Below are 15,422 nucleotides of genomic sequence, written 5' to 3'. Positions count from 1 at the left end.
TCCCCGCCTCAGCGTGATCGCGCCGCGGGCAGCCCGTGATCGCGCCGTAGGCGGCCCGCCTCAGTAGCGCTGGCGCAGCAGGCCGGCGGCCTCGACAGCCCAGTAGGTGAGGATGACCTGCGCACCGGCCCGCTTGATCGAGGTGAGCGTCTCCAGCATCACCCGCTCCCGGTCGATCCAGCCGTTCGCGGCGGCCGCCTCGACCATCGCGTACTCGCCGGAGACCTGGTAGGCGGCGACCGGGACGTCCACCGCGGCCCGTACCGCCGCCACCACGTCGAGGTAGGGCAGCGCCGGCTTGATCATCACCAGGTCGGCGCCCTCGGCGACGTCGAGCGCCACCTCGCGCAGGGACTCCCGCAGATTGGCCGGGTCCTGCTGGTAGGTGCGCCGGTCGCCCTCCAGCGCCGACTCCACCGCCTCGCGGAACGGGCCGTAGAACGCCGAGGCGTACTTCGCGGCGTACGCCAGCACGGCCACGTCCTGGTGCCCGGCGGCGTCGAGCGCCTTGCGGACCACGCCGACCTGGCCGTCCATCATCCCGGACGGCCCGACCATGCCGACCCCGGCGGCGGCCTGGGCCACCGCCATCTCGGCGTACGCGGCCAGGGTGGAGTCGTTGTCGACCGCACCGTCCGCGGTGAGCAGCCCGCAGTGCCCGTGCGAGGTGAACTCGTCCAGGCACAGGTCGCTCATCACCACCGCGGCGTCGCCCACCTCGGCCACCACGTCGCGGATGGCGACGTTGAGGATGCCGTTCGGGTCGATGCCGCCGGAGCCGGTCGGGTCCCGCCGTTCCGGCACGCCGAAGAGCATGATCCCGCCGACGCCGGCCTGGACCGCCTCGGCCGCCGCCTTGCGCAGCGAGTCCCGGGAGTGCTGGAGCACCCCCGGGAGCGAGGAGATGGCACGGGGCTCGCTCAGCCCCTCCTTGACGAACATCGGCACGACCAGCTCGGCCGGGTCGACCCGGGTCTCGGACACCAGCCGGCGGATCGCCGGGTTGCGGCGCAGCCGGCGGGGCCGGATCTCGGGGTACGACATGGCAGGCCTCCTCGAACGACTACCGGAAGCGCAGAGCGGTCGGGCCCTGCACCTTCGAGCCGCGGCGCTGCTTGGCCGGCATGGCGGCCAGCTTCTCGCGCAGCTCGACGGCGTAGGCGGCAAGCGCCTCCACCAGGTCGGGCACCGAGGCGTGCGGCGGCTGAACGTCGACCCGCAGGCCGAACTCCGTCGCGGTCTCCGCCGTCTTGGGCCCAATAACCGCAACCACGGTACGCGCGTGCGGCTTGCCGGCGATACCGACCAGGTTCCGCACGGTGGAGGATGACGTGAACAAGACCGCGTCGAACCCGCCCGACTTGATCGCGTCCCGGATCTCGGCGGGCGGCGGCGCGGCCCGCACCGTCCGGTACGCGGTCACGTCGTCGACCTCCCAGCCGCGCTCGGTGAGCCCGGCGGCGAGCGTCTCGGTGGCGATGTCGGCACGCGGCAGCAGCACCCGGCCCACCGGGTCGAGGATCTCGTCGTGCGGGGAGAACTCGGCGAGCAGCCCCTCGGAGGACTGATCCCCGCCGGGGATCAGCTCCGGCTGGATACCGAACGCGCGCACCGCGTCCGCCGTGGCCTCACCGATGCAGGCGATCTTGACGCCGCCGAAGTGCCGGGCGTCCAGGCCGTGCTCGGCGAACTTCTCCCAGACCGCGCGGACCGCGTTCACCGAGGTGAAGATCACCCAGGCGTACCGGCCGTCGACCAGGCCCTTGACCGCCCGCTCCATCTGCGCCGGAGTACGCGGCGGCTCGACCGCGATGGTCGGCACCTCACACGGGATCGCCCCGTACGCGCGCAGCCGGGCGCTCATCGCGCCAGCCTGCTCCTTGGTCCGGGGTACGAGCACCTTCCAGCCGTACAGCGGGCGGTTCTCCCACCAGCTCAGCTTGTCACGCTGACCCACCCCGACACCGACGGTGAGCACCACCCGGCCGGTGAAGCCGAGCGCGGCAGCCACGAAGCTGTCCACGGTCGACGTGGTCGTGTACTGGGTCTCGCCGGTGCCGTCGCCGGTCACCCCGACGCCGGTGGTGCCGTCGACCCCGGCGGAGAGCAGCCCGTCCCGGACGGCGGCGAGGTCACCGGCGTCCACGGCCAGCGCGAGCGAACCCCGGCCGACGGCCGCGGCCAGCGCCTCGAAGTCCAGTGCGGTGACGTCCTCGACGTCGGCGGCGGTACGCACACCGGGCAGCGGAACTCCCGCGTAGGTGGCCACACCCTCGGCCTGGCCGACACCGGGCACCACCTCGAAGTGGGCGGCGGTGCGGGCCACCGCCTGCACCTCCTTCACCACCGAGTCGTGGCCGAACGGGTCGCCGGCGACCAGGTGCACCGCGTTCAACCCGGATCGGGCCGCGGAGATCAGCACCTTCGCCACGTCCCCCGGCGCGCCTTCGGCGGGGGTGAACTCGGCATCGTCGGAGGCCTCGGCGCGAACGACGGCGAGCAACGACTCCGGGACTCCCCGGTCGTAGATCACCTGGTCAGCGTCGACCAGGGCGTCGTGGGCCCGACGGGTCAGCAGCCCTGGGTCACCGGGGCCAGCCCCGACGAACGCGATACGGCCGACGGGCTTACGGGTGCGGGTCATTCTGTGCTCCCAAATTGCTGGGTCCCCGGGCCGGTGTGTCCATCGTGGCCGAGGATCGAGTCGGCGCCGAGGTCGAGGAGTTCGGCGGCGAGTGCCTTACCGATCTCCGTCGCGTCGGCGGGCGTTCCGGTGCGGGACAGCCGGAGGTCACGAGTGCCGTCCGGGCTGATCACCGCCCCGCGCAGGTAGATCTCATCGCCGGTATCGCCCTCGGCGAGTTCCGCGTAGGCGGCGACGGGTGCGCTGCACCCAGCCTCCAGGGTTGCCAGAAACGCGCGTTCCGCGGTGACCGCGGCTCGCGACGGTGCGTGGTCGAGCACCGCGAGCAACTCGACCAGGTTCTGGTCGTCGACCCGGCACTCCACGGCCAGCGCTCCCTGGGCGGGGGCGGGCAGCATCAGCATCGGATCCAACGTCTCGGTGATCTCGTCGGCCCGACCGATCCGGGCCAACCCGGCCCGGGCCAGGACGACGGCGTCGAGGTCGGCCTCGGGGCCGACCACCCGCGCCAGGCGGGTGTCGATGTTGCCGCGGATCGGGGTGACCTCCAGTTGGAGGCCGAGCGCGTTCAGTTGGGCGATCCGGCGCAGCGCGCCGGTGCCCACGGTGGCCCCGGGCGGTAGTTCGGCGAGCGTCCGGCCGCCCTGGGCGATCAGCGCGTCGCGCGGGTCCAGTCGGGCCGGCACCGCGGCGATGTGCAGCCCGGGGGCGACAGCCGTGGGCAGGTCCTTGTAGGAGTGCACCGCGAAGTCGATCGTCCCGGCGGTCAGCGCGTCGCGCAGCGCGGAGACGAACACCCCGACGCCGAGCCGGTGCACCGGCGCGTTGGAGCGATCACCCGCGGTGACCACCTCAACCAGCTCGACCGGGCGGCCGGTGGCGGCGGTCACCGCCTTGGCGACCTGGCCGGACTGGGCCATCGCCAGGGCGCTGCCGCGCGTGCCGAGGCGTAGGGGGGCGGTCATCGCGCACCTCCGGTGGGTGGGGTGGGCTCGGTGGCGTCGGCCCCGGACACCGGGTCGACACCGGGCAGCGCCATACCGAGGTCGGGGGTCAGCACGTCCGGGACGGTGTCCACCGGAGAGGTCTGCGGCACCTCGAGGTCGAACAGCTCGCGCAGCAGGGCCGCGTACTGGTCGCCGCCGGGCTCCGCGGCCAACTGGCGGACCTTGACGGTGGGCTGGTGCAGCAGCCGCTGCACGACCCGGTGCACGGTGCGGGCGACCTCGGCGCGCAGGTCGTCGCCGAGGTCGGGGCGACGTTGGGCGAGTCGGCGCAGCTCGGCGGTGACCACGTCGTCGGCCCGGCCGCGCAGCGCGGCCACGGTGGGCGCCACGTCGGCACCGCGCAGCCAGGTGAGGAAGCTCTCCACCTCGCCCCGCACGATCCGTTCGACGGCGGCGGCGTCCGCGGCGGCCGGACCGTCGGCGAGCAGCGCCGCCATCCGGTCGATGTCGATCACCTCGACGCCGGACAGCTCGGCGACACCGTCCTCGACGTCACGCGGGACGGCAAGGTCGAGCAGGACCAGCGGACCCCGGACCGGGTCCCGTTCGGCGAGCGCCGCGCTGACCACCGCCCGGGTGAGGACCGGTTCGGTGGACGCGGTGGCGGCCACTACGATGTCCACTGTGGAGAGGGTGTCGGCCAGCTCGGTCATCGGCGCGGCACTCGCCCCGTACGACTCGGCGAGCCGGACGGCCCGGTCGGCGCCCCGGTTGCTGACGGTGAGCGGGCCGGCGCCCCGCCGGGACAGCGTGGCCACCCCGAGTGAGCCCATCGCGCCGGCACCGACCACCAGGGCCGGGTGGCCGGCGAGGTCGCCGTCGAGGTGCCCGGCGGCCAGCTCGAGCGCGGCGGTGACGACGCTCTGGCCGGCACGGTCGATGCCGGTCTCGGCGTGGGCGCGCTTGCCGACCCGCAGGGCCTGCTGCATCAGCTCGTGCAGCAGGCGGCCGGCCGAGTCGGCGCCGGTGGCCCAGTGGTACGCGTCACGCAACTGGCCGAGGATCTGCGCCTCGCCGACCACCATCGAGTCCAGACCACTGGCGACCCGGAAGACGTGCTCCACGGCAGCGGTGTCGTAGTGCACGTACAGGTGGCTGGCGAGCGCCGCCGGCGAGGTGCCGGCCTGCTCTGCCAGGACGGCGCACACGTCGCCGAGCCCACCGTGGAAACCGGACACGGCGGCGTAGACCTCCACCCGGTTGCAGGTGGAGACGATCACCGCCTCGGCCACGTAGGGCTGGGCGACCAGGCGGTCCAGGGTGCGGGTGAGGTCGGCGGGAGGCACGGCCAGTTGTTCCAGCGTGGCGACCGGGGCGGTCCGATAGGACGCGCCGACGACGAGCAGCTTCACGTGCCGATCGCCTCCTGGTTGTCGGTGGCCGCGAACCCGCCGGGCAGGGCCGTGAGAGCGGACCCGCCGGTGGCGGGCAGCGCGGTCAGCGACGCCTTGCGGTGCTCGTGGAAGGACAGAATCTGCAGCTCGATGGCGAGATCGACCTTGCGCACGTCGACCCCCTCCGGAACCGAGAGTACGCACGGCGCGAAGTTGAGGATGCTCGTCACGCCGACGGCGACCAGCTGGTCGGCGACCTGCTGGGCGGCTGCGGCCGGGGTGGCGATCACGCCGATCGCGAGGGATTCCTCCGCGGCGACCGTCGCCAGATCGTCGACATGTCGGACCACCAGGCCATTGATCTCCTCGCCGACCCGGGAGGGATCGGCGTCGAGAAGTGCGGCGATCCGGAAGCCCCGGCCGGCGAAGCCGTCGTAACCGGCCAGAGCGTGACCGAGATTACCCACGCCAACCAGGGCGACCGCCCGGCGTTGGGTGAGGCCGAGCACATTCTCGATCTGCTCGATCAGCAGCGTGACGTCGTAGCCGACGCCCCGGGTGCCGTACGAACCGAGGTGCGAGAGGTCCTTGCGAAGCTTGGCGGAGTTGACGCCGGCGGCTGCGGACAGCTCCTCGCTGGAGACCGTCTCGTGCCCGGTGTCGGCGAGGTTGTGCAGCGCGCGCAGATATTCCGGGAGCCGAGCGACGGTGGCCTCGGGCAGATCCGGGAGCGCTGGTACGGCACCGGCGCGGCCGGGCGCGCCTGGGTGACGGTGCTGACTCATGAGACTCCGTGCGGTGCGATCCTCGGCCAACTCCGCTGGTCGGCCGCTTATGGACTCCCGCTGGCGACCGAGGTTGCCGGCTGTGCTAGCAGGGCGCGTCGGAGTCACAGAGTAGGCGCTTGTGAAGACGTGCACAAATCGCGATCTTGTCGCTGCGTGCCGCGACTCCACCAACAGCTCCATTCCGCAAGATCGATTTAGCGACTTTCGTCCGCGCCGCCCGGGGAATTATTGCTCAATACCGACTTCTCTGACCAATCCCGCGCTGAGCCTCACCGGGCCGTTCCGCAGCTGGTAGGGGCAGCACTACGGGGGAGAGGCAGGGCTTCGGGATGGGGACCGGAGGTCGGAATGCCTAGCCTTCTCCCATGACCGCCGTTGCCGCCACCAGCGACCCGCCGACGCTGGCACCGAGCATTCCCCGCCAACTCTTCGTCGACTCCGGCTACGTGCTGCTCGGTCTGCCTCTGGCGGTGGCCAGTTTCGTCGTCCTCATCGTCGGCACCGCGGTCGGCATCGGCCTGGTAGTCACGGTGATCGGTCTGCCGATCCTCAGCGGCACCCTGTACGCCGCCCGCGGGCTGGCCGACATCGAACGGCTACGGCTGCCCGCGGTGCTCCGGCAGCCCCGGATCCGGCCGCACTACCGGCTGCCCGAGCCGGGCGCGAACGCCTGGCGGCGGATCTTCGTGCCGATGCGGGACGCCCAGTCCTGGCTCGACCTGGCGCATGGCATCCTGCGGCTCATCGCGGCGGCCGGCACCTTCATGGTCGCCGTCATCTGGTGGGCCGGAGCGATCGCCGGCTCGCTGTACTGGGTCTACGACTGGGCCCTGCCCCGCGCCAGCGGTGAGGGTGACCAGGATCTCGCCCAACTGCTCGGCCTCGGCGACTCGACCACCGCCCGCATCGGCCTGAACACCGCGATCGGGGTGTTCTTCCTGATCACCCTGCCGATCGTGGTCCGAGGATGCGCCCTGCTACAGGCTAGTTTCGCCAAGGCCATGCTGACCGGGGTGGCCGAGATGCGCGACCGGATCACCGTGCTGGAGGAGCAGAAACGGGCCGCCGTGTCCGCCGAGGCGTCCGCGCTGCGCCGGCTGGAACGCGACATCCACGACGGCCCCCAGCAGCGCCTGGTCCGATTGGCCATGGACCTCAGCCGCGCCCGGATGCAGCTCGCCTCCGACCCGGAGGCCGCCGGCCGGACCATCGACGAGGCGGTCACCCAGACCCGGGACACGCTCGCCGAGCTGCGGGCACTGTCCCGGGGCATCGCCCCGCCGATCCTCGTCGACCGGGGCCTGCCCAGCGCCCTGGCCGCGATCGCCGGGCGCGGGCTGATCCCGATCGAGCTCCAGGTGGATCCGCAACTCGGCACTCCCGGCGGGCGGCTCGACCCGGCGGTGGAGAACACCGCCTACTTCGTGGTGTCCGAAGCCTTGACGAACGTCGCCAAGCACGCGCGGGCCACCGAGGCCGTGGTGGCCGTCGCCCGGCAGGACGCCCACCTCCAGGTGCGGGTGGGCGACGACGGTCAGGGCGGCGCCCACCTGGCCAAGGGGCACGGGCTGGCCGGCATCGCCGACCGGGTCCGGGCCGCCGGCGGTGAACTGGCGGTGGTGAGCCCGATCGGCGGCCCCACCGAGATCCGCGCCGAACTGCCGCTGTGAGCGCGCGGAGTGAGCCGGGTTTGCGAGCCCCGCAGTCGCGAACGACGGAGATGCTGTGAGCGCGCGGAGTGAGCCGGGTTTGCGAGCCCCGCAGTCGCGAACGACGGAGATGCTGTGAGCAGTCCCGCGCCGCCCCCGCACGACCGGCCGGACGTGGTAGACAACACAGCCATGCGCATCGTGATCGCCGACGACGGCGTCCTGCTCCGCGAGGGACTGGTCCGGCTGCTGACCGAGAGTGGCCACCAGGTGGTGGCCGCCGTCGGGGACGGCGACGCGCTCGTCGAGGCGGTGGTGGAGCACCAGCCGGACGTGTCGATCGTCGATGTCCGGATGCCGCCGTCGCACACCGACGAGGGACTCCGGGCCGCGGTGGAGGCACGCCGGCTGGTGCCGCGTACCCCGATCCTGGTGCTCTCCCAGTACGTCGAGGTCTCGTACGCCGATGATCTGCTGGCCACCACCGGCGGTGCCGGCGGCGGCATCGGCTACCTGCTCAAGGATCGCGTCGCCGCGATCGACGAGTTCCTGGACGCGCTGCGCCGGGTGGCGGCCGGCGGCACGGTGCTCGACCCGGAGGTGGTCGGCCAACTCTTCGCCCGACGCCGCCGCGACGACCCGCTGCGCGAGCTGACCCCCCGCGAACGTGAGGTGCTCGCCCTGATGGCCGAGGGACGTTCGAACACGGCCATCGCCCGTGCCCTGGTGGTCAGCGACGGCGCGGTGGAGAAGCACGTGCGCAACATCTTCACCAAGCTCACCCTTCCGCCGGACACCGAGCAGCATCGGCGGGTGCTGGCCGTCCTCACCTACCTGCGGAACTGACCTCCCGCGCCAGGTTGACCGCGTCGAGGAGGGTGTCGGCCACCGGGTGACCGGAGGCGCGCAGCCGGGCCGGGTCGGTGAACCCGCCGGTGTAGAGCACCGCTCGGCCGCCCACCGCGAGGGCGGCGTCCGCGTCGTCGATGGAGTCCCCGATCAGCACCACCGAGGCGCCGTCCACGCCCAGCTCCGCCAGGTGCGACCGGAGCGACTCGGCCTTACGGCCGCCGCCGACCGTGGCCCGCAGCCCGTCGACCCGGGTGAAGTGGCCGGCCAACCCGTACGTGTGCACGGTCGGCACCAACTCCTCGTGGAACCACATGGAGAGCAGACTCTGGCTGCCCGGCCAGGAGGCCATCGCGTCGCGCGCGTCGGCGGCCAGCTCACAGGTGGTCAGGCCGGTGCGGTACGCCTCGTGGAAGATCCGGTCCAGCCGGCCGAACTCGTCGTCGTCGACGGCCTGCCCGAGCACCTCGGCGTAGTACTCGGCGATCGGCCGCCGGAACCGCACCCGGTGCTCGTCCAGGGTGACGGTCGGCCCACCAAGGCTCGTGAACACGACGTTGGTGGCGGACACCACCAGGCTGAGGTCGTTGAGCAGGGTGCCGTTCCAGTCCCAGACAAGGTGCGGGGGTGCGGAGGTCATCGGAGCACCATAAATACCGCTCAGAGCTGAGGTGTGGTCAGGTCCCGCAGCAGCCGGTCCTCCTCGACCCGCCAGTAGCCGTGCTCCTTGCCGTCGAGCAGCACCACCGGCAGTCGGTCTCCGTACTCCCGCTCCAGCCCCTCGTCGTCGGTGACGTCCCACTCGACCCACTTGTCGCCGGTCACCGCCACCACCCGGTCGAGTGCCGCCTTGGCGTCGTCGCACAGATGACAACCGGGTCGGGTGATCAGGGCGAGCCGGGCGTCACTGGACATCGGTTACCTCCGTATGGGGTTTTCGGCGCTCGCCGGCAGTTCGGTCGGCATCGTCACCGGTCGCGCCGACGCCGCCACCACGTACGCCCGCACAGTCTCGCTGGTCCGTGGGTGCGGCACACCCGGTACCGCCGACTCGACCGGCGCGGTGATCAAGTTTGGCACAGCGGCCGACGACCCGGCCACGACCGACGGTGCGAACAGGTGCCCGAGCGGCGCGGGGGCGACCGTCCCGTACACGGGACTGTCAGGTGTGCCATCGGTGATCCGATCAAGTCCCGCCGATGGGATGGTCGGCGTCGTCCGCAGCCGTTTCGGCCACGCCCGCGCCACCACCCGCAGCGACCGCTCCAACCGAAAGGGCGACCCACCCCACCAGGGCATCCACCGGGGAACACCGGGTCGAAGGAAAGTCAATCGCACACGACGGACAACCGGTCCGGCACCGCGCCGAGGGAGCGGGAAATACTTCCGCCTTGTGTAACGGACTTGCCACGCGCGGGTGACGTTGGCCCTATTATCACTCGGGTCGGCTCACCCCATTTGCCGTGAGTCGACACCCCTCAGCCCGAGGAGGCCCCCGTGCCTGTTAGCGCATTGGACCAGCACCTCCAGGGGATTTGCCGCCCATCGGCAACCCCCGTGACCGTCCTGCCCGGCCGACTCCCCGGTCGGTCCGCCCCGACGACGCACAGACCGGCCCATCCGGCGACCGACGGGACGGGGGTAACCCGGTGACCACCTTCGGTTACGCGGAACGTCCAGTCGGCCTGACCGGCCAGCCGGCACGCTCGCACGTCAACGAGAGACCGACGGCCCGTGCCCCACTCGACGAACCACACGGCGCCGCCGTGCTCGGCGACGGCACAGCCCCCCGCACCCGCAGCCGGCCACACCACAACGAGCCGCCGCCGCGGCCCGTGGTGCCCGGCGGGAACGCGCGGCCGACCGGCGGCCGGGTCGCCGTTCCGCCTCGACCGACGATGCCGGCGCAGGGTCGACGGGTCAGCGAGACACCGACCGTGACCACCGATCCGGCGGCGGGCGAGACGGCGGTGATCCCGGCGGTGCCGGCCGTCACCGCCACGACCCCGACCGGCTTTCCGAGCCGCCCCGACCCGTCCGACCCGGCCACCGAGGTCTGGACGCTGATCGAGCGCGCCCAGGCCGGCGAGTCCGAGGCGTTCGGCCTGATCTACGACCGGTACGTGGACACCGTCTTCCGGTTCATCTACTTCCGGGTCGGCAACCGCCAACTCGCCGAGGATCTCACCTCGGACACCTTCCTGCGTGCGCTCAAGCGGATCGGCAGCTTCACCTGGCAGGGCCGCGACCTCGGCGCCTGGCTGGTGACGATCGCCCGCAACCTGGTCGCGGACCACTTCAAGTCGGGCCGGTACCGGCTGGAGGTCACCACCGGTGACGTGCTCGACGCCGACCGGGAGGACCGGGGCCCGGAGGGCAGCCCGGAGGCGGCGGTGGTGGAGCACATCACGAACGTCGCGCTGCTCACCGCCGTGAAGCAGCTCAACCCGGAGCAGCAGGAGTGCATCGTGCTCCGCTTCCTCCAGGGCTTCTCGGTCGCCGAGACGGCCCGTGCGATGGGCAAGAACGAGGGCGCCATCAAGGCCCTCCAGTACCGGGCCGTACGCGCCCTGGCCCGACTGCTCCCGGACGGCTTTCAGCCGTAGTTTGTGGTGGCGGGACCGATGGGCGTCGATCGACGTCCGTGCAGCTCAGGGTCGGTCCCGCCCGGTGACGACGATCACTTTCTGTAATTTCCGCCCCGCCCGGCCCGTAACCCGTGAACGGTCCGCCGCGTTTCTCCGGGTGCGACCGGTGGTTGTCCCGGCAGGCCGGGTCACCGAGGTGCGACCGGCATGCCGGCGGCGCCTCACCTCCGTGGTGTCACACTGCCGCCCGGTCTCCGGCAAGGACGGCGGCCGACCGGCCGTGACCAGCGAGAGGAGGTGCCTGCGGTGGACGACATCCTCATCTCCCGCCGGCGCGCCGAGCGCTTCGCGCAGCTTCTCGACGAGGCCAACGGCGCTCGGCGACACCACGTACGAGCCCGGGTGGACGGTCAACTCGCGCCCCTCGTCGCGGTGGGCCAACGGATCAGCACCGACCCCCCGACTGTCGAGGTGGACCAGGACTTCCGGACCGGCCTGCGGGCGATGCTGCTCGCCACCGCCGAACGGGAAGGGCTGGGCACCACACCGGCGGCCAGCGAACCGGCCGCCGCACGTCCGGCCACGACCACCCGCGGGCGGCTACTGCCGGCGGTCACCGCCCGGCGGGCCCGAGCCCGAGGCGCGATCCTGGTCGGCGTCGCCGCCGGCGCCATCGCCGTCTCCGGCATCTCCGCCGCCAGCGAGAACGCCGTGCCCGGTGACGCGCTGTACGGCATGAAGCGCTCGACCGAACGGGCTCAGCTCGCCCTGGCCAGCTCCGACATCAGCCGCGGTCAACTCTTCCTGGACTTCGCCCGGACCAGACTCGGCGAGGCCGCCGAGTTGCGCGGCGACCGGATCGGCTACAGCGCCGTCCTCGACGACATGGACGCCGACACCCGGCAGGGTGTTCGCCTGCTGACCACCGCCGCGGCACAGCGGGCGGAGCCGGCCAGCCTGGACACGCTCAACACGTTCGTCACCGGGCAACGCCGGGCGGTGAGCGGTCTGCTCGACGGGAGCACCCGCGTCGACCGGGAACGGACCCAGCGGTCCCTGCGCCTACTGGACAGCATCCGGGAGCGCTCGGACACGCTGCGCGCGGCGATCGCCTGCGGCCTGCCGGCCCCGACCGCCAGCGACACCCTCGGCCCCGACCCGAGCACCTGCCCCGGGGCTCGCTGACCTTCCACCCCCTATACCGCACGTCCGACCGGCCGCGCCACAGTTCGTTCTGTGCCCGGCCGGTCGACCGCGCACGGCGGCTACCCTGGCTGGGGGTATTCGTCGTATCGGTGAGGAAGGGAGTCGCGTGGCGCGCAGCCGTAAGGTGACGGTCGGTACCGACGCCGAGGGGCACACCGCGGGCTGGGCCGAGACCGACCTGACCCCGGTCGTCGCCTCCGCACCGGACCCGAGCGCTGCGGCCTTCTTCGACGTGGACAACACGATGATGCAGGGCGCGTCGATCTACTGGTTCGCCCGTGGACTCGCCTCCCGCAACTACTTCACCTCCGCCGACCTGGCCCGCTTCGCCTGGCAGCAACTCCGCTTCCGGTTGTTGGCCCGGGAGCACGCCGGTGACATGTCGCTGGCCAAGGAGGCCGCGCTGGCCTTCGTCGAGGGCTGGCGCGTCGACGACGTGGAGCACCTCGCGGAGGAGATCTTCGACGAGATGATGGCGCCCCGGATCTGGGCCGGCACCCACCAACTCGCACAGCGGCACCTGGCGGCCGGCCAACGGGTCTGGCTGGTCAGCGCCGCCCCGGTGGAGATCGGCCGCGTGATCGCCGCCCGACTCGGCCTGACCGGCGCCATCGGCACGGTCGCCGAGGTGGTGGACGGGGCGTACACCGGGCGGTTGGTGGGTGACCTGATGCACGGGCCGGCGAAGGCCGAGGCGGTCACCCTGCTCGCCGCGGTGGAAGGGCTGGATCTGGCCCGCTGCGCGGCGTACAGCGACTCGGCAAACGACCTGCCGCTGCTCTCCGCCGTGGGCCGGGCGGTGGCGGTCAACCCGGACGGCGCCCTGCTGCGGCAGGCCCGCCAGCACGGCTGGGAGGTACGGGACTTCCGCACCGGTCGGCGAGCGGTCAAGATCGCCGTACCGTCCACCGCGGCCGCCGGGCTGGTCGTCGGCGCGGTCACCGCCGGGCTGGCGTTGCAGCGCCGCCGCCGCACAGCTTAAAGATCAAGCTAGGACGCGTCAGGGACCGAACGGGTCGGGTCGACGCTCCAGCAGTGTGTGCAGGGTCTGCTGAATGGTCTCCCGCACCTGGTCGGCGAGGTTGAAGACCACCAGCGGGTCGTCCGCCGAGTCGGTCAGGTGCGCGGTGGGGATCGGCGGACAGAACTCGATGAGCCACTTGCTGGGCAGCGGCACCATGCCCAGCGGCCCGAGCCACGGGAAGGTCGGCGTGACCGGGAAGTAGGGCAGCTTGAGCAGCCGCGCCAGGGGCTTGATGTCGGCGAGCATCGGGTAGATCTCCTCGCCGCCGACGATGGCGACCGGCACGATCGGGGTGCCGGTGCGCAGCGCCGCCGAGACGAAACCGCCCCGCCCGAACCGTTGCAGCTTGTACCGGTCGGCGTACAGCTTGCCGATGCCCTTGAAGCCCTCGGGGAACACCCCGACCAGGTCGCCGCCGCTGAGCAGCCGCTCGGCGTCCGGGTTGCAGGCCACCGTGCCACCGGTCTTGCGGGCCAACTCGGAGACCACCGGCATCCGGAAGACCAGATCGGCGCCGAGCAGCCGAAGGTAGCGGTGGGCGGGATGCTTGTCGTGCAGCGCCGCCGAGAGGATCAACGCGTCCAGCGCCACCGTCCCCGAGTGGTTGCCGACCACCAGGGCTGGTCCGTCGACGGGCACGTGCTCGACGCCGCTGACCTCGGTGCGGAACCAGTCCCGATAGAGCAGCCGCAGCAGGGGGTGGAAGACCGCGTCGGTCAACTCCGCGTCGAAACCGAACTCGTCGACCTCGTAGTCGCCGGAGAGACGCCGGCGCAGGAAGGCCAGGCCGTTCGCGACCCTGCGGTCCCAGTGGTCCCCCGGCCGGTCCGGCACCGCCGGTTCGGTGCCACCTGACGTCGGAACGTCCACCAGGTCCCCGGCGGGCTCGTCGGTGGCCGCGGTGTCGATCTCGTCGGTCGGCGTCGGGCTCGGCGCGGCCTGAGCGGCCGGTCGATGTCCGTTCCGCCGCGCCGGCTCCACGTCCGCCGCCAACGGCTGCGGTACGTCGAAACGCCCGACCCCCCGAGGATCGCGCCCCTCCCCAGGCCCGGTCATGACGCCACCTCGGTTCGCGACTGCGGGGCTCGCAAAACCGGCTCACTCCTCGCGCTCACGACACCACCTCGGTTCGCGACTGCGGGGCTCGCAAAACCGGCTCACTCCTCGCGCTCATGACGACCGGTCCCGAACTGCGGAGCGGACCTGCCGGATGCCGTCCAGGACGAGTTGCTCGGCGGCCGCCAACTGCCCCCGGGTGACCACCACCCCACCGTGGTGGGCGCGAATGAAGTCGTCGAACGCCTCGGCGGTCGATCGGGGTGTGAAGCCGTACTCCTGCTCAAGCTGGCTGGTGTCGACCACCCGGCCGTGCACGAAGAGGTCGACCTGGTCCAGGCCGTAGCGGCCGAACCCCATGGTGCGGGCCAGCGCGGCGGCACCGGAGAGACTCGGCTCCAGCACCGGTACGGCGACCCGACCGGCCCGCCGGATCGCCTGCGACAGCGACAGCACCCCCGGACCGGCGACGTTGTAGGTGCCCGGATGGTCCTCCACGATCGAGAGGTGAAGCACCTCCAACGCGTCGTCGAAGTGCAGGAACTGCAGACGGGGGTCCCGGCCGAAGACGGTGGGCACGAACGGCTGCGCGAAGTAGCGGGTCAACGTGGTGTCGGCGGTCGAGCCGATGAACGGGGCGAAGCGCAGCACGGTCGCGGTGACGTCGGACCGGCGTCGCCGGAATCCCCGGACGTACCCCTCAAGGTCGAGAATGTCGCGGCCGAAACCGCCACGCGGCACCTCGCGGGGCTCGGTCTCCTCGGTGAAGACCGCCGGATCCCGGAACGACACTCCGTAAGCGGCAGTCGACGACCGGACCACGAGCTTGCGCAGCCGGGGGGCCCGTTGGCAGGCGGCCAGCAGGTGCATGCTGCCGATGACGTTCTGGTCCTTCATCGCGGACCGGCCACCGTGCTGCTTGTCGGGGGAGCTGACCAGGGCGAGGTGCACGACGGCGTCGACGTCCAGGTCGGCGAGCAGGCCACCGAGCGAATCGTTGTCGACGCGGATCCGTTCGACCCGGTCCAGCAGATCGGTGAACTCGGTGCCGGAGTCTGGTGCGTCGACGCCGATGACCCGCTCGATCCGCGGGTCGGCGGCCAGTCGGGCCGCCACGTGGGCACCCAGGTAGCGACCAACTCCGGTGACGAGGACGACCCCCGGGGCACCTGGGGTGCCACCGAGGGTCATCTGACGCACCTACCCCGGCAGGAAGAACCGAGCCGGGACGACCACGGCCTGATCACCTGAGCCTCCGGGGGTCGACAGTTTGGCAA

At 72.1% G+C, this 15,422-nt stretch carries 14 protein-coding genes; 5 read left to right on the top strand and 9 right to left on the bottom strand.

What is annotated here, in order from left to right; translation table 11 throughout:
* Nucleotides 1–60: 60 nt before the first annotated feature.
* The 5 genes from hemB to ACFYPM_RS07060 are packed head-to-tail and all read right to left on the bottom strand — an operon-like array spanning nt 61 to nt 5,770.
* Entirely contained in the window at nt 61–1,044 is a 984-nt protein-coding gene (hemB, locus tag ACFYPM_RS07080; protein ID WP_387192084.1) for a porphobilinogen synthase, read from the bottom strand.
* Between the two features lie 19 nt (nt 1,045–1,063).
* Nucleotides 1,064–2,644: a uroporphyrinogen-III synthase gene (locus tag ACFYPM_RS07075; protein WP_387192082.1), complete on the bottom strand. Its 1,581-nt coding sequence runs from the start codon at nt 2,642–2,644 to the stop codon at nt 1,064–1,066.
* Complete coding sequence (gene hemC, locus ACFYPM_RS07070; protein WP_387192080.1) at nt 2,641–3,609, bottom strand: hydroxymethylbilane synthase; 969 nt, start codon at nt 3,607–3,609, stop codon at nt 2,641–2,643. Before hemC ends, ACFYPM_RS07075 begins: the two co-directional genes overlap by 4 nt.
* Nucleotides 3,606–5,003: a glutamyl-tRNA reductase gene (locus ACFYPM_RS07065; protein WP_387192078.1), complete on the bottom strand. Its 1,398-nt coding sequence runs from the start codon at nt 5,001–5,003 to the stop codon at nt 3,606–3,608. The genes hemC and ACFYPM_RS07065 overlap by 4 nt, the downstream gene beginning before the upstream one ends.
* Entirely contained in the window at nt 5,000–5,770 is a 771-nt protein-coding gene (locus ACFYPM_RS07060; protein ID WP_387192076.1) for a redox-sensing transcriptional repressor Rex, read from the bottom strand. Before ACFYPM_RS07060 ends, ACFYPM_RS07065 begins: the two co-directional genes overlap by 4 nt.
* A gap of 368 nt (nt 5,771–6,138) precedes the next feature.
* Between ACFYPM_RS07060 and ACFYPM_RS07055 the strand changes: the two genes are divergently transcribed.
* Both ACFYPM_RS07055 and ACFYPM_RS07050 read left to right on the top strand, forming a co-directional pair.
* The gene (locus tag ACFYPM_RS07055; protein WP_387192074.1) at nt 6,139–7,443 is read left to right on the top strand and encodes a sensor histidine kinase; all 1,305 of its coding nucleotides are present in this window, start codon (nt 6,139–6,141) and stop codon (nt 7,441–7,443) included.
* Nucleotides 7,444–7,614: 171 nt separating this feature from the next.
* On the top strand, nt 7,615–8,268 hold the full coding sequence (locus ACFYPM_RS07050; RefSeq protein ID WP_357370405.1) for a response regulator transcription factor: 654 nt from the start codon (nt 7,615–7,617) through the stop codon (nt 8,266–8,268).
* On the opposite strand, the gene ACFYPM_RS07045 is transcribed toward ACFYPM_RS07050, so the two are convergent.
* On the bottom strand, nt 8,249–8,911 hold the full coding sequence (locus ACFYPM_RS07045; protein WP_387192072.1) for an HAD family hydrolase: 663 nt from the start codon (nt 8,909–8,911) through the stop codon (nt 8,249–8,251). The two genes, ACFYPM_RS07050 and ACFYPM_RS07045, sit on opposite strands and share 20 nt — an antisense overlap.
* Nucleotides 8,912–8,931: 20 nt before the next feature.
* Nucleotides 8,932–9,186, bottom strand: a complete 255-nt coding sequence (locus ACFYPM_RS07040) for a glutaredoxin family protein (RefSeq protein WP_357253871.1) — start codon at nt 9,184–9,186, stop codon at nt 8,932–8,934.
* Between the two features lie 734 nt (nt 9,187–9,920).
* On the opposite strand from ACFYPM_RS07040, the gene ACFYPM_RS07035 reads away from it, so the two are divergent.
* From ACFYPM_RS07035 to ACFYPM_RS07025, 3 genes are all read left to right on the top strand, one after another.
* Complete coding sequence (locus ACFYPM_RS07035) at nt 9,921–10,877, top strand: ECF subfamily RNA polymerase sigma factor, BldN family (RefSeq protein WP_387192070.1); 957 nt, start codon at nt 9,921–9,923, stop codon at nt 10,875–10,877.
* Between the two features lie 279 nt (nt 10,878–11,156).
* Complete coding sequence (locus ACFYPM_RS07030; protein WP_387192068.1) at nt 11,157–12,044, top strand: DUF5667 domain-containing protein; 888 nt, start codon at nt 11,157–11,159, stop codon at nt 12,042–12,044.
* An 85-nt stretch (nt 12,045–12,129) separates the two neighbouring features.
* Entirely contained in the window at nt 12,130–13,047 is a 918-nt protein-coding gene (locus tag ACFYPM_RS07025; protein WP_387193373.1) for an HAD family hydrolase, read from the top strand.
* Nucleotides 13,048–13,065: 18 nt separating this feature from the next.
* Here the strand turns inward: ACFYPM_RS07025 and ACFYPM_RS07020 are convergent, their stop codons facing one another.
* Nucleotides 13,066–14,145 carry a lysophospholipid acyltransferase family protein gene (locus ACFYPM_RS07020; protein WP_387192066.1) on the bottom strand — a complete coding sequence of 360 codons (1,080 nt, stop codon included), beginning with the start codon at nt 14,143–14,145 and terminating at the stop codon, nt 13,066–13,068.
* Between the two features lie 114 nt (nt 14,146–14,259).
* Nucleotides 14,260–15,336 (bottom strand): NAD-dependent epimerase/dehydratase family protein, encoded by a 1,077-nt coding sequence (locus ACFYPM_RS07015; protein WP_387192064.1) that lies wholly within the window; start codon nt 15,334–15,336, stop codon nt 14,260–14,262.
* Nucleotides 15,337–15,422: the final 86 nt, after the last annotated feature.

The sequence above is a fragment of the Micromonospora sp. NPDC005203 genome (assembly GCF_042872705.1).
GTDB lineage: Bacteria > Actinomycetota > Actinomycetes > Mycobacteriales > Micromonosporaceae > Micromonospora.
This window is presented reverse-complemented; position numbering and strand designations above follow the sequence as displayed.